This is a genomic window from Ancylobacter sp. FA202 (assembly GCF_000380205.1).
In the GTDB taxonomy this organism is placed as follows: Bacteria; Pseudomonadota; Alphaproteobacteria; order Rhizobiales; family Xanthobacteraceae; genus Ancylobacter.
Genome location: NZ_KB904818.1, coordinates 4167789 through 4182825 on the forward strand (window position 1 = coordinate 4167789; position 15037 = coordinate 4182825).

The following is a 15037-nucleotide window of genomic DNA, read 5'->3' on the forward strand; positions in this document are numbered from 1 at the left end:
AGCCCCGTGGCCAAAGAGAAGTTCAACCGTTCGAAGCCTCACTGCAACATCGGGACGATTGGCCATGTTGACCATGGCAAGACGTCTCTGACGGCTGCGATCACGAAGGTTCTTGCGGAGACGGGCGGCGCGACGTTCACGGCGTACGACCAGATCGACAAGGCGCCGGAAGAGAAGGCGCGCGGCATCACGATCTCGACCGCTCACGTTGAGTACGAGACGACGAACCGCCACTATGCCCACGTCGACTGCCCCGGCCACGCGGATTATGTGAAGAACATGATCACCGGCGCGGCGCAGATGGACGGCGCGATTCTGGTGGTTTCGGCGGCCGACGGCCCGATGCCGCAGACCCGCGAGCACATCCTGCTCGCCCGTCAGGTCGGCGTTCCGGCTCTGGTTGTGTTCCTGAACAAGTGCGACCAGGTCGACGACGAGGAACTCCTCGAGCTGGTCGAGCTGGAAGTGCGCGAGCTTCTGTCGAAGTACGACTTCCCGGGCGACGACATCCCGATCATCCGTGGCTCGGCGCTTGTGGCGCTGCAGAATGGCGACGCCAAGCTCGGCCACGACGCCGTGCTCGAGCTGATGAAGGCGGTCGACGCCTACATCCCGCAGCCGGAGCGTCCGGTTGACCTGCCGTTCCTGATGCCGATCGAAGACGTGTTCTCGATCTCGGGTCGCGGCACGGTGGTGACGGGTCGCGTCGAGCGCGGCATCATCAAGGTCGGCGAGGAAGTCGAGATCGTCGGCATTCGTCCGACCATCAAGACGACGGTCACGGGCGTGGAGATGTTCCGCAAGCTGCTCGACCAGGGCCAGGCCGGCGACAATGTCGGCATTCTGGTTCGTGGCACGAAGCGCGAGGACGTTGAGCGCGGCCCAGGTCGTGTGCAAGCCGGGTTCGGTGAAGCCGCACACGAAGTTCAAGGCCGAAGCCTACATCCTGACGAAGGAAGAGGGTGGCCGTCACACGCCGTTCTTCACCAATTACCGCCCGCAGTTCTACTTCCGGACGACGGACGTGACCGGCATCGTGACCCTGCCGGAAGGCACGGAAATGGTTATGCCGGGCGACAACATCACGGTCGACGTGGGCGCTGATCGTGCCGATCGCGATGGAAGAAAAGCTGCGCTTCGCCATCCGCGAAGGCGGCCGCACCGTCGGCGCCGGCGTCGTCGCCTCCATCATCGAGTGACATCGACAATCCCGAGGGGCGCTGGAACGCCTGCGCCCCTTTTTCGTGGAGCTCGTTACTGAGCCCGACTGACGAGCCCTCTGGGAGCCTGAAGTCAATGAACGGCCAAAATATTCGGATCCGCCTCAAGGCGTTCGATCACCGCATCCTGGATGCCTCGACGCGCGAAATCGTCTCGACGGCCAAGCGCACGGGCGCCCAGGTTCGCGGGCCCATTCCGCTTCCGACGCGGATCGAGAAGTTCACGGTCAATCGTTCTCCCCACGTGGACAAGAAGTCCCGTGAGCAGTTCGAGATGCGGACGCACAAGCGTCTGCTGGACATAGTCGACCCGACCCCCCAGACCGTGGACGCGCTGATGAAGCTCGACCTCGCTGCGGGTGTCGACGTCGAGATCAAGCTCTGAGAGAAGGCGAAGGGACACGGCCATGCGGTCAGGCGTCATCGCCCAGAAGGTCGGCATGACCCGCATCTTTAACGATGCTGGGGAACATGTTCCGGTCACTGTGCTGAAAGTCGATAATTGCCAGGTGGTTGCCCACCGTACGCTCGAGAAGAACGGCTATACCGCCGTCCAGCTCGGTGTCGGTCAGGCGAAGCCGCAGAACACCACCCGCGCCCTGCGCGGCCACTTCGCGGTCGCGAAGGTTGAGCCGAAGCGCAAGATGGCGGAATTCCGCGTCGAGGAAACCGACCTCATTCCGGTCGGTGCCGAGCTGACGGTTGATCACTTCGTGGTCGGCCAGTTCGTCGACGTGACCGGCACCTCCATCGGCAAGGGTTTTGCCGGCGGTATGAAGCGCCACAATTTCGGCGGCCTGCGCGCCACTCACGGCGTCTCGGTCTCTCATCGTTCGATCGGTTCGACCGGCGGTCGTCAGGACCCTGGCAAGACCTTCAAGAACAAGAAGATGCCTGGCCATATGGGCCACGAGACGGTGACGACGCAGAACCTGAAGGTTGTGCTCACCGATGTCGAACGCGGTCTGATCGCGGTCGAGGGTGCGGTGCCCGGCAATAAGGGCGGCTGGATCCTGGTGGCCGATGCGGTGAAGAAGAAGCTTCCGGAAGCCGCGCCGAAGCCGGGCAAGTTCCGTCTGCCGGGCGCGGAAGCGGCCAGCGACGAGCCGGCGGCTGACGTTGCGCCGGCGACCGAGGCTGCGGCCGAGGAGAACGTGTGATGGAACTCGCCGTCAAGACTCTCGAAGGGGCCGAGGCCGGCTCCATCACCCTGTCGGACGAGATCTACGGTCTCGAGCCGCGCCAGGACATCCTGCACCGCTGCGTGGTGTGGCAGCTCTCGCGTCGCCAGTCCGGCACGCACCAGACGCTGTCGCGCGCTGACGTCAACCGCACCAAGCGGAAGATGTACAAGCAGAAGGGCACCGGCGGCGCTCGCCACGGTGCGGCTTCCGCTCCGCAGTTCCGCGGCGGCGCCAAGGCGTTCGGTCCGGTCGCCCGCAGCCATGCGAGCGAGCTGCCGAAGAAGGTTCGTGCGCTGGCCCTGCGCCACGCGCTGTCGTCCAAGGCCAAGGACCAGCAGATCATCGTCCTCGACGATGCCGTGCTGTCCGAGCCGAAGACGAAGCTGCTGAAGGAGCGTCTGGCGGGTCTCGGCCTGTCGAGCGTGCTCGTCGTGTCCGGCGCCGAGGTGGATGCCAATTTCGGCCTCGCCTCGCGCAATGTCACCCATCTCGACGTTCTGCCCGTCCAGGGCATCAACGTCTACGACATCCTGCGCCGTCAGACCCTGGTTCTGACGAAGGCGGCTGTCGACGCTCTGGAGGCGCGCTTCAAATGAGTCTCGATCCGCGCCACTACGACGTGATCGTGTCCCCGGTGATCACCGAGAAGGCCACGATGGCGTCCGAGCACAACAAGGTCGTCTTCAAGGTTGCTCTGACGGCTACCAAGCCGCAGATCAAGGAAGCGGTCGAGAAGCTCTTCGATGTGAAGGTCGAGAGCGTCAACACGCTGGTCCGCAAGGGGAAGACGAAGTTCTTCAAGGGCCGCAAGGGCGTGCAGAACGACGTGAAGAAGGCGGTCGTGACCCTCGCCGAGGGGCACTCCATCGACATCACGACGGGTCTGTGAGCCGGAATTAAGGGACCAGAGACATGGCGCTCAAAACCTTCAAGCCGGTAACGCCGAGCCTTCGCCAGCTCGTCATCGTCGACCGCTCGTCCCTGTACAAGGGAAAGCCGGTCAAGACGCTGACGGAAGGCAAGTCGGAGGCGGGCGGCCGCAACAACACCGGGCGCATCACTGTGCGCTTCCGCGGCGGCGGCCACAAGCAGGCCTACCGCCTCGTCGACTTCAAGCGCGCCAAGCGCGACGTTGCGGCGACCGTGGAGCGTATCGAGTACGATCCGAACCGCACCGCTTTCATCGCCCTCATCAAGTATGAGGACGGCGAGCTTGGCTATATCCTGGCCCCGCAGCGCATTTCGGTCGGCGACCAGGTTGTCGCCTCGAAGAGCGTCGACGTGAAGCCCGGCAACGCCGCGCCTCTCGGCAATCTGCCGGTCGGCACGATCGTGCACAATGTCGAGCTGAAGATCGGCAAGGGCGGTCAGATCGCCCGCTCCGCCGGTTCCTACGCTCAGATCGTCGGCCGCGACCAGGGCTATGTGATCATCCGTCTCAATTCGGGTGAGCAGCGCCTTATTCACGGCGAGTGCATGGGTACGGTCGGCGCTGTGTCGAACCCGGACCACATGAACACCAATCTCGGCAAGGCCGGTCGTAAGCGCTGGCTCGGCCGTCGTCCGCACAATCGCGGCGTCACGATGAACCCGGTCGATCATCCGCATGGCGGCGGCGAAGGCCGCACCTCGGGTGGACGTCATCCGGTCACGCCCTGGGGTTTCCCCACCAAGGGCAAGAAGACCCGGAAGAACAAGTCGACCACCAAGTTCATCGTGTCCAGCCGGCACGCCCGCAAGAAGTGAGCGAGGGAAACTGAACTATGTCTCGATCGGTCTGGAAAGGTCCGTTCGTCGACGGCTACCTCCTCAAGAAGGCGGATGCCGCGCGCGCGTCGGGTCGACACGACGTCATCAAGATTTGGAGCCGCCGTTCCACGATCCTCCCGCAGTTTGTGGGGATCACCTTCGGCGTCTATAACGGCAATAAGCACGTCCCGGTTTCGGTTTCCGAGGACATGGTTGGCCACAAGTTCGGCGAGTTCGCGCCTACCCGTACCTATTACGGGCATGCGGCGGACAAGAAAGCCAAGCGGAAGTAGAGGCAGGGTCATGGGAAAGGCAGCTCGTCCGCGCACGCTCGCGGATACGGAAGCCAAGGCGGTTGCGCGTAACCTTCGCGTCAGCCCCCAGAAGCTCAACCTCGTCGCCGGTCTTATCCGGGGCAAGAAGGTCGCGACCGCACTGGCCGACCTTCAGTTTTCGCGCAAGCGGATCGCCGGCGACGTGAAGAAGTGCCTCGAATCGGCGATCGCCAATGCCGAGAACAATCATGAGCTCGACGTCGACGATCTGATCGTCGCCGAGGCTCATGTCGGCAAGGGCCTGGTCATGAAGCGCTTCGCCGCTCGTGCCCGTGGTCGTGCGAGCCGGATCGAGAAGCCGTTCTCGCATATCACCATCGTGGTGCGTGAAGTCGAGGAGAAGGCCTGATGGGTCAGAAGGTCAACCCGGTCGGGCTCCGGCTCGGCATCAACCGCACCTGGGACTCGCGCTGGTTCGCGAGCAAGGGCGAGTACGGCCAGCTGCTTCACGAGGACATCAAGATCCGTGAAGTGCTGCAGAAGATGCTCAAGCAGGCCGCGGTCTCCAAGATCGTGATCGAGCGTCCGCACCGCAAGTGCCGCGTGACGATCCACTCCGCCCGTCCGGGCGTGGTGATCGGCAAGAAGGGTGCGGACATCGACAAGCTTCGCAAGAAGGTTGCCGAGATGACCAACTCGGAAGTCTTCATCAACATCGTCGAGATTCGGAAGCCCGAAATCGACGCGCGCCTGGTCGCCGAATCGATCGCGCAGCAGCTTGAGCGCCGTGTGGCGTTCCGTCGCGCCATGAAGCGCGCGGTCCAGTCCGCGATGCGTTTGGGCGCGGAAGGCATTCGTATCAACTGCGCGGGCCGTCTCGGCGGCGCGGAAATCGCCCGTCTCGAATGGTATCGTGAAGGGCGCGTGCCGCTTCACACCTTGCGCGCGGACGTAGATTACGGTACGGCCACCGCCTTCACGACCTACGGCACCTGCGGTGTCAAGGTCTGGATCTTCAAGGGCGAGATCCTGGAGCACGATCCGATGGCGCAGGATAAGCGCCAGGCGGAAAGTGAATCTTCGGGTGGTCGCTCGTCGCGCCGCGACGCGGCGTGAACAGAGTGATGAAGGAATAAGAGGCGCGACATGCTGCAACCAAAGCGCACGAAGTTCCGCAAGCAGTTCAAAGGCCGTATCCACGGCGTTGCGAAAGGCGGAACTGACCTCAATTTCGGCCAGTTCGGGCTTAAGGCCCTGGAGCCGGAGCGCGTGACCGCGCGTCAGATCGAAGCCGCGCGCCGCGCGCTCACCCGTCACATGAAGCGTGCGGGCCGGGTGTGGATCCGCGTGTTTCCTGACGTGCCGGTTTCGTCGAAGCCGACCGAAGTCCGCATGGGTAAGGGTAAGGGCGCGCCCGACTATTGGGCCGCCAAGATCAAGCCCGGCCGTATCATGTTCGAGATCGATGGCGTGAGCCAGGATATCGCCCGTGAAGCGCTTCGGCTGGCGGCGGCGAAGCTGCCGATCAAGACGCGCTTCGTCGAGCGCATCGCTGAGTGACGGAGGAACAGATGACCAAGGCTTCCGACATTCGGACGAAGACCGCTGACGAGCTGCAGGACCAGCTGCTGGGCCTGAAGAAGGAGCAGTTCAACCTGCGCTTCCAGAAGGCGACCGGCCAGCTCGAAAACACGGCGCGGGTGCGTCAGGTGCGTCGCGACATCGCGCGGACCAAGACCATCCAGGCGCAGAAGGCCGCGTCTGCGGCCAAGGCTAAGTGAGGAGAGGGCGATGCCGAAGCGTATGCTGCAGGGCGTCGTGGTGAGCGACAAGCAGGACAAGACCGTCGTGGTCCGGGTCGAGCGCCGTTTCACCCATCCGCTGCTGAAGAAGACCGTCCGCCGTTCCAAGAAGTACCATGCCCATGATGAGGGCAACGCTTGGAAGGAAGGCGACACCGTCTGGATCGAGGAGCACCGCCCCTTGTCCAAGCTCAAGAACTGGATCGTTGTCCAGGGCGAGAAGCGGGCTGAAGTCTGAGCGCCCGGAAACGGGATTGAGGGGCGCGCGCCGGTGACGGCTGCGCGCGGTTTTTGCGAGAAATAGGTGCGTCATGATCCAGATGCAGACCAATCTCGACGTGGCGGACAATTCCGGTGCGCGTCGCGTCATGTGCATCAAGGTGCTTGGCGGTTCGAAGCGCAAGTATGCCCATGTCGGTGACATCATCGTGGTGTCGGTGAAGGAAGCTATCCCGCGCGGCCGCGTGAAAAAGGGCGACGTGATGAAGGCGGTTGTCGTTCGCACCGCCAAGGATATCCGTCGTGTCGATGGTTCTGTGATCCGCTTCGACCGCAATGCGGCCGTTCTGATCAACAACAACAAGGAGCCGGTCGGCACCCGTATCTTCGGGCCGGTTCCGCGCGAGCTTCGCGCGAAGAACCACATGAAGATCATCTCGCTGGCGCCGGAGGTGCTTTGATGGCCGCGAAGATCAAGAAGGGCGACAAGGTCGTCATTCTCACCGGCCGCGACAAGGGTCGCACGGGCGAGGTGTTTGAGGTGCTGCCCAAGGAAGGCAAGGCGCGTGTGCGCGGTGTCAACCTCGTGAAGCGGCACCAGCGGCAGACCGCGAACCAGGAAGGCGGGATCATCTCCAAGGAGGCGGCCCTCGACCTGTCGAACATCGCGATTGCCGATCCTAAGGATGGCAAGCCGACTCGCGTCGGTTTCCTTGTGCAGGCGGACGGCACCAAGGTGCGCGTCGCCAAGCGCTCGGGGGAGAAGATCGATGGCTGAGACCAGCTACAGCCCGCGGATGAAGTCGCTCTATGAGGACGTCGTTCGCAAGCAGATGATCGAGCAGTTCGGCTACAAGAACCCCATGGAAGTGCCGACGATCGACAAGATCGTCATCAACATGGGTGTTGGCGAAGCGACGGCCGACACGAAGAAGGTGACGACCGCTGCCGCGGATCTCGCGCTGATCGCCGGCCAGCGGCCGGTTGTCACCCGGGCCCGCAACGCGATCTCGAACTTCAAGCTGCGCGAGAACCAGCCGGTCGGCGCGAAGGTCACCCTTCGCAAGACCCGCATGTTCGAGTTCGTCGACCGCCTGGTCAACATCGCGCTGCCGCGCGTTCGCGATTTCCGTGGCCTGAACCCGAAGAGCTTTGACGGCCGCGGCAATTTCGCGCTCGGCATCAAGGAGCATATCGTGTTCCCCGAGATCAACTACGACAAGGTTGATCAGATGTGGGGCATGGACATCATCGTCTGCACGACGGCGAAGACGGACGACGAGGCGCGCGCGCTTCTGAAGGCCTTCAACTTCCCGTTCCGTCAGTAAGCATCCCCTTCCGGCTGTGGGGCGGGAGCCTCAAACGCGGAGACTAGGAGCAAGATCATATGGCCAAGAAGAGCTCGGTCGAGAAGAACGAACACCGTCGCAAGCTCGTGAAGAGCTATGCCGGCCGGCGTTCGCGTCTCAAGGCCCTGGTGAGCAACAAGGAACTGCCGATCGAGGAGCGCTTCGCAGCGGTCCTGAAGTTGGCGGAACTGCCGCGCAATTCGGCGAAGGTGCGTATCCGCAACCGGTGCGAGATCACCGGTCGCCCGCGCGCCTACTATCGCAAGATGAAGATGAGCCGTATCGCGCTTCGCGAGCTCGGTTCGCAGGGCCAGATTCCTGGCCTCGTCAAGTCGAGCTGGTGAGGAGGGTCGATCCATGTCCACGACTGATCCGATCGGCGATCTGATTACCCGCATCCGCAACGCGCAGATGCGCCGCAAGGAAAAGATCCTCACGCCCGGTTCGCGTCTGCGCGCTAGCGTGCTGGAAGTCCTGACGGCTGAGGGCTTCATCCGCGGCTATTCGGCTTCCGAGCCGGTCAATGGCCGCACCGAGTTCGAGATCGAACTCAAGTACTATGACGGCGAGCCGGTGATCCGCGAAATCTCGCGTGTCTCCAAGCCGGGTCGGCGGGTGTATTCGTCCGTCAAGACCCTTCCCCGCGTCGCCAACGGCCTTGGCGTCGCTGTCGTCTCCACGCCGCAGGGCGTGATGGCGGACCACGAAGCCCGCGACAAGAACGTGGGCGGCGAGGTCCTCTTCACGGTCTTCTGATCGGGGAGGAGAGAGAGCACATGTCCAAGATCGGTAAAGCCCCCATCACCATTCCGGCCGGCGTCACGGCGTCGATCAATGGTCAGACGGTGTCGGTCAAGGGACCCAAGGGGTCGCTTGAAACCACTGTTGTCGACGAGATCGCGGTGAAGATGGAGGACGGGGCGATCCTGTTCTCCCTCAACGGCGAGACCAACCGCCACAAGGCGATGTGGGGCCTGTCCCGCACGCTGGTGGCCAACCTGGTCGAAGGCGTCACCAAGGGCTTCGAGAAGAAGCTTGAAATCAGCGGCGTCGGTTATCGCGCAGCCGTGCAGGGCAAGAGCCTCAGCCTGGCGCTTGGCTTCAGCCACGATGTGAACTATGCGATCCCGGAAGGGATCCAGATCGTGACCCCGAAGCCGACCGAAATCGTCATCAGCGGCATCGACCGGCAGAAGGTCGGTCAGGTCGCTGCCGAGATTCGCGACTATCGCGGCCCCGAGCCCTATAAGGGCAAGGGCGTGAAGTACGCGGGTGAGTTCATCTTCCGCAAGGAAGGCAAGAAGAAGTAACGGACCCGAACCATGGCACAGTACAAGGACGCTACCGAGCGCCGTAAGGCGCGTGTCCGTCGTGCTCTCCGCACGACGGCGAACGGGCGGCCGCGCCTCTCGGTGCATCGCTCGTCGAAGCACATCTATGCGCAGATCATCGACGACGCGCGCGGCGTGACGATTGCGTCCGCCTCGACGCTCGAGAAGGCCCTGCGGGAAAGCCTGAAGACCGGCGCGGATGTCGCCGCGGCTCAGGCGATCGGCAAGCTCGTGGCGGAACGCGCCGTCGCGGCCGGTGTGAAGGACGTGGTCTTCGACCGCGGCGCCTTCATCTATCACGGCCGCGTCAAGGCGCTCGCCGAGTCCGCCCGTGAGGGCGGTCTCAACTTCTGAGATCACGAGCGGGATCACCCCGCAGAACGACGAGGATAAGATCATGGCTCGTGAACGTGAGCGTGAACGCGAGGATCGCGACAACACGTTCGTGGACAAGCTGGTCCACATCAACCGTGTCGCGAAGGTTGTGAAGGGTGGCCGTCGCTTTGGCTTCGCCGCCCTGGTGGTTGTGGGCGACCAGAAGGGCCGCGTTGGCTTCGGTCACGGCAAGGCGCGTGAAGTGCCGGAAGCCATCCGCAAGGCGACGGAAGCCGCCAAGCGCGCGCTGATCCGCGTGCCGCTGCGCGAAGGCCGCACCCTGCATCATGACGTGCATGGCCATCATGGCGCCGGCAAGGTCATTCTGCGCGCGGCTCCGGCCGGTACCGGCATCATCGCCGGCGGTCCGATGCGCGCCGTCTTCGAGACGCTGGGCATGCAGGACGTGGTGGCGAAGTCTTTCGGCTCGTCCAACCCGTACAACATGGTCCGTGCGACCTTCGATGCGCTGAAGAACCAGGACAGCCCGCGTCTTGTCGCGGCGCGTCGCAGCCTCAAGGTCTCGCAGCTTCAGTCGCGCCGTCGCATCGACGACGCCGAAGCGACCGACTGACGCCTGAGAGGTAGGGAAGCTAATCATGGCGAACAGCACCAACACGGTTACGGTCGAACAGACCGGCAGCCCGATCCGCCGCCCCGAGGCTCAGCGGGCGACGCTGATCGGTCTCGGCCTCAACAAGCTTGGGCGTCGCTCGACGCTCGAAGATACCCCGGCCGTGCGTGGCATGATCTACAAGGTCCGCCACCTCGTCCGCGTCGTCGAAGCCTGACGGCGCAGAAGGAGACTGGCGATGAGCAGCCTTAACGAGATCAAGGACAATTCCGGCGCGCGCAAGAAGCGCATGCGCGTCGGCCGCGGCATCGGCTCGGGCAAGGGCAAGACCGGCGGACGTGGCGTGAAGGGTCAGACCTCGCGTACCGGCGTCGCGATCAAGGGCTTCGAGGGCGGCCAGATGCCGATCCATCGGCGCCTGCCCAAGCGCGGCTTCACCAACATCTTCGCGCTGGACTGGAACGAGGTTTCCCTCGGCCGCGTCCAGACCGCGATCGATGCCGGCAAGCTGGACGCTTCGGCTGTTGTGACGCAGGCGGCGCTGGTCGAGGCCGGCGTGCTGCGCCGCACCAAGGACGGCGTGCGCGTGCTCGGCTCCGGCGAACTGACCGCCAAGGTCACGTTCGAGGTCGCCCATGCGACCAAGTCGGCGATCGAGGCGATTGAGAAGGCCGGCGGCAAGGTGACGCTGCTGGTGTCCAAGACCGACGCTGGCGAAACGGCGGCCTGACACTTAAGTCAGGCCTAACCGACTTTACAGGGCGCAGACGAGGAGCGGAGCCACCATGGCCTCGGCAGCAGAACAGCTCGCGGCAAACCTCAATTTCGGTGCTCTGGCAAAAGCCGACGAACTGAAGAAGCGCATCTGGTTCACCCTGGGTGCGCTTCTCGTTTATCGGCTGGGCACCTACATCCCGATGCCCGGGATCAATCCCGACGCGCTGGCTGACGTGTTCAGCACGGCGCAGCAGGGCATTATCGGGCTCTTCAACATGTTCTCGGGCGGCGCCGTGTCGCGCATGGCGATCTTCGCCCTGAACATCATGCCCTACATCTCGGCCTCCATCATCATTCAGCTGCTGACCACCGTCTCCCCGACGCTGGAAGCGCTGAAGAAGGAAGGCGAGTCGGGCCGCAAGATGATCAACCAGTACACGCGGTACCTCACCGTGGTGCTCGCGGTCTTCCAGTCCTACGGCATCGCCGTCGGCCTTGAAGGCTCCGGCGCCGTCGTGTCGGATCCCGGCTGGTTCTTCCGTATCTCGACGGTCGTCACGTTGACCGGCGGCACCATGTTCCTGATGTGGCTCGGTGAGCAGATCACCTCGCGCGGCATCGGCAACGGCATCTCGCTGATCATCTTCGCCGGTATCGTGGCGGAGCTGCCGGCGGCGATCGCCAACACGCTGGAACTCGGCCGTCAGGGCGCGCTGTCCACCGGCATCATCCTCGCGGTGATCCTGATGGCCATCGGCATCATCATGTTCATCGTGTTCATGGAGCGGGCGCAGCGCCGGCTGCTGATCCAGTATCCCAAGCGCCAGGTCGGCAACAAAGTTTATGAGGGTCAGTCCTCGCACCTGCCGCTGAAGCTGAACACATCGGGCGTCATCCCGCCGATCTTCGCCTCGTCGCTGCTGCTCATTCCCACCACGGTGGCGAGCTTCATGCAGAGCTCCGGCCCCGGCTGGCTGACGACGGTGACGACGCTGATCGGGCACGGGCAGCCGCTGTTCATGCTGCTCTATGTGCTGCTGATCGTGTTTTTCTGCTTCTTCTACACGGCGATCGTGTTCAATCCGACGGAGACGGCGGACAATCTGAAGAAGCATGGCGGCTTCGTGCCGGGCATTCGCCCGGGTGAGCGTACCGCCGAGTATATCGACTATGTGCTGACTCGCATCACGGTCATCGGTGCGGCTTACCTAGCGGTCGTGTGCCTTTTCCCGGAGATTCTCATCTCCTACGCCGCAGTCCCGTTCTACTTCGGCGGCACCTCGCTGCTGATCGTGGTGAGCGTGACGATGGATACGGTGGCCCAGGTTCAGGGTCATCTGTTGGCGCACCAATATGAGGGGCTGGTCAAGAAGGCCAAGCTCAAGGGGAAGCGCCGATGAGGCTTATACTGCTCGGACCTCCGGGGGCGGGGAAGGGCACGCAGGCGCAGCGCCTGGTCGCGCGCCACGAGATCGTGCAGCTTTCGACCGGCGACATGCTGCGCGAAGCCGTTCGCAACGAAACGCCGATCGGCCTCAAGGCGAAGGCGGTGATGGATGCCGGCAATCTCGTCTCGGACGAGATTGTGATCGGCATCATCTCCGACCGCATCGACCAGCCTGACTGTGCCAAGGGGTTCATCCTCGACGGCTTCCCGCGCACGGTGGCGCAGGCCGAGGCGCTGGACCGGATCCTGGCAGAGAAGGGCCTCAAGCTCGACGCTGTGATCGAACTGAAGGTCGACCAGGACAAGCTGGTCGACCGCATCATCCAGCGCGCCCGCGAGACCGCCGCGCGCGGCGAGCCGGTGCGCAAGGATGATGACCCGGAGGTGTTCAAGACCCGCCTCGAAGCCTTCAACCGGGATACCGCCGTGGTCGCTCCCTATTATGCGGCGCGCGGCATGCTGGCGACCATCGATGGGATGAAACCCATCGACGAGGTCACGAAGGCCATCGCGGATGTCCTCGAACTTGCCTAAGAGGTGGCTGCGGCTTGACATGTGAGCGGAATCGCTCTATGTGCCGCGCTTCACTCAAGCGGGTGCTGCCAATCGACATCAATTCGCTGATGTCGGGCAGCCTCGTGCGTATCTCCGCAAGGGCCGGCCTCCACCGGCGCGGGGCATTTTCATCACCGGCTCGTCCGGTTCACATGGAGAGAGCGACGTGGCTCGTATTGCAGGCGTTAACATCCCGACCAACAAGCGCGTCATCATTGCGCTTCAGTACATTCACGGCATCGGCGCGAAGAACGCGGCCGACATCGTGGAGAAGGTCGGCATCCCGGTCGAGCGCCGGGTCAACCAGCTCACCGACCAGGAAGTCCTGCAGATCCGCGAGACCATCGACCGCGACTATCTGGTCGAGGGCGACCTGCGCCGCGAAGTCTCGATGAACATCAAGCGCCTGATGGACCTCGGCTGCTACCGCGGCCTGCGTCATCGTCGTGGCCTGCCGGTGCGCGGCCAGCGTACCCATACGAATGCCCGCACCCGCAAGGGTCCGGCCAAGGCGATCGCCGGCAAGAAGAAGTGAGGAGGGCGGGCTGAGGCCCGCTTTTCAGCGCCGGCGCCACGGGCGGCCGGCGCATTCGTTACGTTTACTGTCCCGAGCGCCTGGAATGACGGGCGCGTCCGAAGGATCCAAGGTCTATGGCTAAAGAAGCTGCCCGCATCAAGCGTCGTGAGCGCAAGAACATCGCCTCCGGCGTCGCGCATGTGAATGCGTCGTTCAACAACACCATGATCACCATCACCGACGCGCAGGGCAACACGATTGCCTGGTCGTCGGCGGGCGCCATGGGCTTCAAGGGTTCGCGCAAGTCCACGCCGTATGCGGCGCAGGTGGCTGCCGAGGATTGCGCCCGCAAGGCCGCCGATCACGGCATGCGCACCATCGAGGTCGAGGTTTCGGGTCCCGGTTCCGGCCGTGAGTCGGCGCTTCGCGCCTTCCAGGCTGCGGGCTTCACCGTGACGTCGATCCGCGACGTGACGCCGATCCCGCACAATGGCTGCCGTCCGCGCAAGCGTCGGCGCGTCTGACGCCTAATCATCCAGCGGCGCTTCGGGCGCCGCAGGGGCCGCTGCAGTCGGCCTTCCCCCTCCCGTCGGGACCGGGGTGGAAGGTGCCGGGCAGGGAGTCCGGGGCACCGTCGAAACCAAGGGTGACGTCGTGATTCAAAAGAACTGGCAAGAGCTGATCAAGCCCGAGAAGCTTGAAGTCGTGCTCGGCAGCGACCCGAAGCGCCTGGCGACCGTCGTCGCCGAGCCTCTGGAGCGCGGCTTCGGGCAGACGCTCGGCAATGCGCTGCGCCGCATCCTGCTGTCGTCGCTTCAGGGCGCGGCGGTGACGTCCGTGCATATCGACGGGGTGCTGCACGAGTTCTCGTCGATCCCCGGCGTGCGCGAGGACGTGACCGACATCGTCCTCAACATCAAGGACATCGCCATCAAGATGGCCGGCGATGGCCCCAAGCGCATGGTTGTGAAGAAGCAGGGTCCGGGCGTTGTCACCGCCGGTGACATCCAGACCGTGGGCGACGTGCAGGTGCTGAACCCCGAGCTCGTGCTCTGCACGCTCGACGACGGCGCCGAGATCCGCATGGAGTTCACCGTCGACACCGGCAAGGGCTACATCGCGGCCGACCGCAATCGCCCGGAAGACGCGCCGATCGGCCTCATCCCGGTCGACAGCCTCTATTCGCCGGTCAAGAAGGTCTCCTACAAGGTCGAGAACACCCGCGAGGGTCAGATTCTCGACTATGACAAGCTGACGCTGACCATTGAAACCAATGGCTCGGTCGGTCCCGAGGATGCCCTGGCCTATGCCGCGCGCATCCTGCAGGATCAGTTCGAGATCTTCGTCAACTTCGAGGAGCCCAAGCGCGAGACGGAAAGCCCTGTCATGCAGGAGCTGCCCTTCAATCCCGCGCTGCTCAAGAAGGTGGACGAGTTGGAGCTGTCTGTCCGTTCGGCCAACTGCTTGAAGAACGACAATATCGTCTATATCGGCGACCTGATCCAGAAGACCGAGGCGGAGATGCTCCGTACCCCGAACTTCGGCCGCAAGTCGCTGAACGAGATCAAGGAAGTTCTCGCCAGCATGGGCCTGCATCTCGGCATGGAAGTGCCGGGCTGGCCGCCGGAGAACATCGAGGATCTCGCCAAGCGGTTCGAAGATCACTATTGAGCATTGAGCGCGGCGTTCGAGCCGTCACCCGTATCTCCCGGCTCGAAAGCCG

The 15037-nt window shown here is 63.6% G+C and carries 26 protein-coding genes and 1 pseudogene; all 27 read left to right on the plus strand.

Annotated features, from left to right (window positions below; all coding sequences use genetic code 11):
* Positions 1–6 precede the first annotated feature (6 nt).
* Positions 7–1199, plus strand: a pseudogene (tuf, locus tag A3M1_RS25190) (elongation factor Tu).
* 97 nt (positions 1200–1296) lie between these two features.
* A complete protein-coding gene (gene rpsJ / locus A3M1_RS0119140) occupies positions 1297–1605 on the plus strand; it encodes a 30S ribosomal protein S10 (protein ID WP_013166261.1) in 309 nt (102 codons plus the stop codon).
* A 22-nt stretch (positions 1606–1627) separates the two neighbouring features.
* On the plus strand, positions 1628–2380 hold the full coding sequence (rplC, locus tag A3M1_RS0119145) for a 50S ribosomal protein L3 (RefSeq protein ID WP_018390600.1): 753 nt from the start codon (positions 1628–1630) through the stop codon (positions 2378–2380).
* Positions 2380–3000 (plus strand): 50S ribosomal protein L4, encoded by a 621-nt coding sequence (gene rplD, locus A3M1_RS0119150; protein WP_018390601.1) that lies wholly within the window; start codon positions 2380–2382, stop codon positions 2998–3000. Before rplC ends, rplD begins: the two co-directional genes overlap by 1 nt.
* Positions 2997–3293, plus strand: a complete 297-nt coding sequence (locus A3M1_RS0119155) for a 50S ribosomal protein L23 (protein WP_018390602.1) — start codon at positions 2997–2999, stop codon at positions 3291–3293. The genes rplD and A3M1_RS0119155 overlap by 4 nt, the downstream gene beginning before the upstream one ends.
* A gap of 23 nt (positions 3294–3316) precedes the next feature.
* Positions 3317–4150, plus strand: a complete 834-nt coding sequence (gene rplB / locus A3M1_RS0119160) for a 50S ribosomal protein L2 (RefSeq protein WP_018390603.1) — start codon at positions 3317–3319, stop codon at positions 4148–4150.
* A gap of 17 nt (positions 4151–4167) precedes the next feature.
* Entirely contained in the window at positions 4168–4446 is a 279-nt protein-coding gene (rpsS, locus tag A3M1_RS0119165; RefSeq protein ID WP_018390604.1) for a 30S ribosomal protein S19, read from the plus strand.
* 10 nt (positions 4447–4456) lie between these two features.
* Positions 4457–4837 (plus strand): 50S ribosomal protein L22, encoded by a 381-nt coding sequence (gene rplV, locus A3M1_RS0119170; protein ID WP_018390605.1) that lies wholly within the window; start codon positions 4457–4459, stop codon positions 4835–4837.
* Positions 4837–5544: a 30S ribosomal protein S3 gene (gene rpsC, locus A3M1_RS0119175; RefSeq protein ID WP_018390606.1), complete on the plus strand. Its 708-nt coding sequence runs from the start codon at positions 4837–4839 to the stop codon at positions 5542–5544. Before rplV ends, rpsC begins: the two co-directional genes overlap by 1 nt.
* Before the next feature lie 30 nt (positions 5545–5574).
* Positions 5575–5988 carry a 50S ribosomal protein L16 gene (gene rplP, locus A3M1_RS0119180; protein WP_018390607.1) on the plus strand — a complete coding sequence of 138 codons (414 nt, stop codon included), beginning with the start codon at positions 5575–5577 and terminating at the stop codon, positions 5986–5988.
* A gap of 11 nt (positions 5989–5999) precedes the next feature.
* On the plus strand, positions 6000–6209 hold the full coding sequence (gene rpmC / locus A3M1_RS0119185) for a 50S ribosomal protein L29 (protein ID WP_018390608.1): 210 nt from the start codon (positions 6000–6002) through the stop codon (positions 6207–6209).
* 10 nt (positions 6210–6219) lie between these two features.
* Positions 6220–6468 carry a 30S ribosomal protein S17 gene (gene rpsQ / locus A3M1_RS0119190; RefSeq protein WP_018390609.1) on the plus strand — a complete coding sequence of 83 codons (249 nt, stop codon included), beginning with the start codon at positions 6220–6222 and terminating at the stop codon, positions 6466–6468.
* Positions 6469–6541: 73 nt separating this feature from the next.
* Positions 6542–6910, plus strand: coding sequence for a 50S ribosomal protein L14 (rplN, locus tag A3M1_RS0119195; protein ID WP_018390610.1), 369 nt, complete (start codon positions 6542–6544; stop codon positions 6908–6910).
* Positions 6910–7227 (plus strand): 50S ribosomal protein L24, encoded by a 318-nt coding sequence (rplX, locus tag A3M1_RS0119200; protein ID WP_018390611.1) that lies wholly within the window; start codon positions 6910–6912, stop codon positions 7225–7227. Before rplN ends, rplX begins: the two co-directional genes overlap by 1 nt.
* Positions 7220–7777: a 50S ribosomal protein L5 gene (gene rplE / locus A3M1_RS0119205; protein WP_018390612.1), complete on the plus strand. Its 558-nt coding sequence runs from the start codon at positions 7220–7222 to the stop codon at positions 7775–7777. The genes rplX and rplE overlap by 8 nt, the downstream gene beginning before the upstream one ends.
* A gap of 59 nt (positions 7778–7836) precedes the next feature.
* Positions 7837–8142, plus strand: coding sequence for a 30S ribosomal protein S14 (gene rpsN, locus A3M1_RS0119210; protein ID WP_018390613.1), 306 nt, complete (start codon positions 7837–7839; stop codon positions 8140–8142).
* Positions 8143–8155: 13 nt separating this feature from the next.
* The gene (gene rpsH / locus A3M1_RS0119215; protein WP_018390614.1) at positions 8156–8554 is read left to right on the plus strand and encodes a 30S ribosomal protein S8; all 399 of its coding nucleotides are present in this window, start codon (positions 8156–8158) and stop codon (positions 8552–8554) included.
* Positions 8555–8574: 20 nt separating this feature from the next.
* Positions 8575–9108, plus strand: a complete 534-nt coding sequence (gene rplF, locus A3M1_RS0119220; protein WP_018390615.1) for a 50S ribosomal protein L6 — start codon at positions 8575–8577, stop codon at positions 9106–9108.
* A 12-nt stretch (positions 9109–9120) separates the two neighbouring features.
* Positions 9121–9483 (plus strand): 50S ribosomal protein L18, encoded by a 363-nt coding sequence (gene rplR / locus A3M1_RS0119225; protein ID WP_018390616.1) that lies wholly within the window; start codon positions 9121–9123, stop codon positions 9481–9483.
* Positions 9484–9526: 43 nt separating this feature from the next.
* A complete protein-coding gene (gene rpsE / locus A3M1_RS0119230) occupies positions 9527–10078 on the plus strand; it encodes a 30S ribosomal protein S5 (protein ID WP_018390617.1) in 552 nt (183 codons plus the stop codon).
* A 25-nt stretch (positions 10079–10103) separates the two neighbouring features.
* Positions 10104–10295: a 50S ribosomal protein L30 gene (gene rpmD, locus A3M1_RS0119235; protein WP_018390618.1), complete on the plus strand. Its 192-nt coding sequence runs from the start codon at positions 10104–10106 to the stop codon at positions 10293–10295.
* A gap of 21 nt (positions 10296–10316) precedes the next feature.
* Positions 10317–10808, plus strand: a complete 492-nt coding sequence (rplO, locus tag A3M1_RS0119240; RefSeq protein ID WP_018390619.1) for a 50S ribosomal protein L15 — start codon at positions 10317–10319, stop codon at positions 10806–10808.
* A gap of 55 nt (positions 10809–10863) precedes the next feature.
* Complete coding sequence (gene secY, locus A3M1_RS0119245; RefSeq protein WP_018390620.1) at positions 10864–12195, plus strand: preprotein translocase subunit SecY; 1332 nt, start codon at positions 10864–10866, stop codon at positions 12193–12195.
* Positions 12192–12776 carry an adenylate kinase gene (locus A3M1_RS0119250; RefSeq protein ID WP_018390621.1) on the plus strand — a complete coding sequence of 195 codons (585 nt, stop codon included), beginning with the start codon at positions 12192–12194 and terminating at the stop codon, positions 12774–12776. Before secY ends, A3M1_RS0119250 begins: the two co-directional genes overlap by 4 nt.
* 187 nt (positions 12777–12963) lie before the next feature.
* On the plus strand, positions 12964–13332 hold the full coding sequence (gene rpsM, locus A3M1_RS0119255) for a 30S ribosomal protein S13 (RefSeq protein WP_018390622.1): 369 nt from the start codon (positions 12964–12966) through the stop codon (positions 13330–13332).
* 116 nt (positions 13333–13448) lie between these two features.
* Entirely contained in the window at positions 13449–13838 is a 390-nt protein-coding gene (gene rpsK / locus A3M1_RS0119260) for a 30S ribosomal protein S11 (protein ID WP_018390623.1), read from the plus strand.
* Between the two features lie 76 nt (positions 13839–13914).
* Positions 13915–14985 (plus strand): DNA-directed RNA polymerase subunit alpha, encoded by a 1071-nt coding sequence (locus A3M1_RS0119265; RefSeq protein ID WP_198291146.1) that lies wholly within the window; start codon positions 13915–13917, stop codon positions 14983–14985.
* The last annotated feature ends 52 nt before the right edge of the window (positions 14986–15037 follow it).

What these genes read in the sequence shown, in the direction of transcription:
- rpsN (WP_018390613.1), top strand. Translation starts at nt 7,837, where the DNA reads ATGGCCAAGAAGAGCTCGGTCGAGAAGAACGAACACCGTCGCAAGCTC.
- rplO (WP_018390619.1), top strand. Translation starts at nt 10,317, where the DNA reads ATGAGCAGCCTTAACGAGATCAAGGACAATTCCGGCGCGCGCAAGAAG.
- rplD (WP_018390601.1), top strand. Translation starts at nt 2,380, where the DNA reads ATGGAACTCGCCGTCAAGACTCTCGAAGGGGCCGAGGCCGGCTCCATC.
- rpsS (WP_018390604.1), top strand. Translation starts at nt 4,168, where the DNA reads ATGTCTCGATCGGTCTGGAAAGGTCCGTTCGTCGACGGCTACCTCCTC.
- A3M1_RS0119250 (WP_018390621.1), top strand. Translation starts at nt 12,192, where the DNA reads ATGAGGCTTATACTGCTCGGACCTCCGGGGGCGGGGAAGGGCACGCAG.
- rplB (WP_018390603.1), top strand. Translation starts at nt 3,317, where the DNA reads ATGGCGCTCAAAACCTTCAAGCCGGTAACGCCGAGCCTTCGCCAGCTC.
- rpmC (WP_018390608.1), top strand. Translation starts at nt 6,000, where the DNA reads ATGACCAAGGCTTCCGACATTCGGACGAAGACCGCTGACGAGCTGCAG.
- rplX (WP_018390611.1), top strand. Translation starts at nt 6,910, where the DNA reads ATGGCCGCGAAGATCAAGAAGGGCGACAAGGTCGTCATTCTCACCGGC.
- rpsJ (WP_013166261.1), top strand. Translation starts at nt 1,297, where the DNA reads ATGAACGGCCAAAATATTCGGATCCGCCTCAAGGCGTTCGATCACCGC.
- rplP (WP_018390607.1), top strand. Translation starts at nt 5,575, where the DNA reads ATGCTGCAACCAAAGCGCACGAAGTTCCGCAAGCAGTTCAAAGGCCGT.
- rpmD (WP_018390618.1), top strand. Translation starts at nt 10,104, where the DNA reads ATGGCGAACAGCACCAACACGGTTACGGTCGAACAGACCGGCAGCCCG.
- rplF (WP_018390615.1), top strand. Translation starts at nt 8,575, where the DNA reads ATGTCCAAGATCGGTAAAGCCCCCATCACCATTCCGGCCGGCGTCACG.
- rplR (WP_018390616.1), top strand. Translation starts at nt 9,121, where the DNA reads ATGGCACAGTACAAGGACGCTACCGAGCGCCGTAAGGCGCGTGTCCGT.
- A3M1_RS0119155 (WP_018390602.1), top strand. Translation starts at nt 2,997, where the DNA reads ATGAGTCTCGATCCGCGCCACTACGACGTGATCGTGTCCCCGGTGATC.
- rplC (WP_018390600.1), top strand. Translation starts at nt 1,628, where the DNA reads ATGCGGTCAGGCGTCATCGCCCAGAAGGTCGGCATGACCCGCATCTTT.
- rpsC (WP_018390606.1), top strand. Translation starts at nt 4,837, where the DNA reads ATGGGTCAGAAGGTCAACCCGGTCGGGCTCCGGCTCGGCATCAACCGC.
- rplE (WP_018390612.1), top strand. Translation starts at nt 7,220, where the DNA reads ATGGCTGAGACCAGCTACAGCCCGCGGATGAAGTCGCTCTATGAGGAC.
- rpsQ (WP_018390609.1), top strand. Translation starts at nt 6,220, where the DNA reads ATGCCGAAGCGTATGCTGCAGGGCGTCGTGGTGAGCGACAAGCAGGAC.
- rpsE (WP_018390617.1), top strand. Translation starts at nt 9,527, where the DNA reads ATGGCTCGTGAACGTGAGCGTGAACGCGAGGATCGCGACAACACGTTC.
- rplV (WP_018390605.1), top strand. Translation starts at nt 4,457, where the DNA reads ATGGGAAAGGCAGCTCGTCCGCGCACGCTCGCGGATACGGAAGCCAAG.
- rpsK (WP_018390623.1), top strand. Translation starts at nt 13,449, where the DNA reads ATGGCTAAAGAAGCTGCCCGCATCAAGCGTCGTGAGCGCAAGAACATC.
- secY (WP_018390620.1), top strand. Translation starts at nt 10,864, where the DNA reads ATGGCCTCGGCAGCAGAACAGCTCGCGGCAAACCTCAATTTCGGTGCT.
- rpsH (WP_018390614.1), top strand. Translation starts at nt 8,156, where the DNA reads ATGTCCACGACTGATCCGATCGGCGATCTGATTACCCGCATCCGCAAC.
- rplN (WP_018390610.1), top strand. Translation starts at nt 6,542, where the DNA reads ATGATCCAGATGCAGACCAATCTCGACGTGGCGGACAATTCCGGTGCG.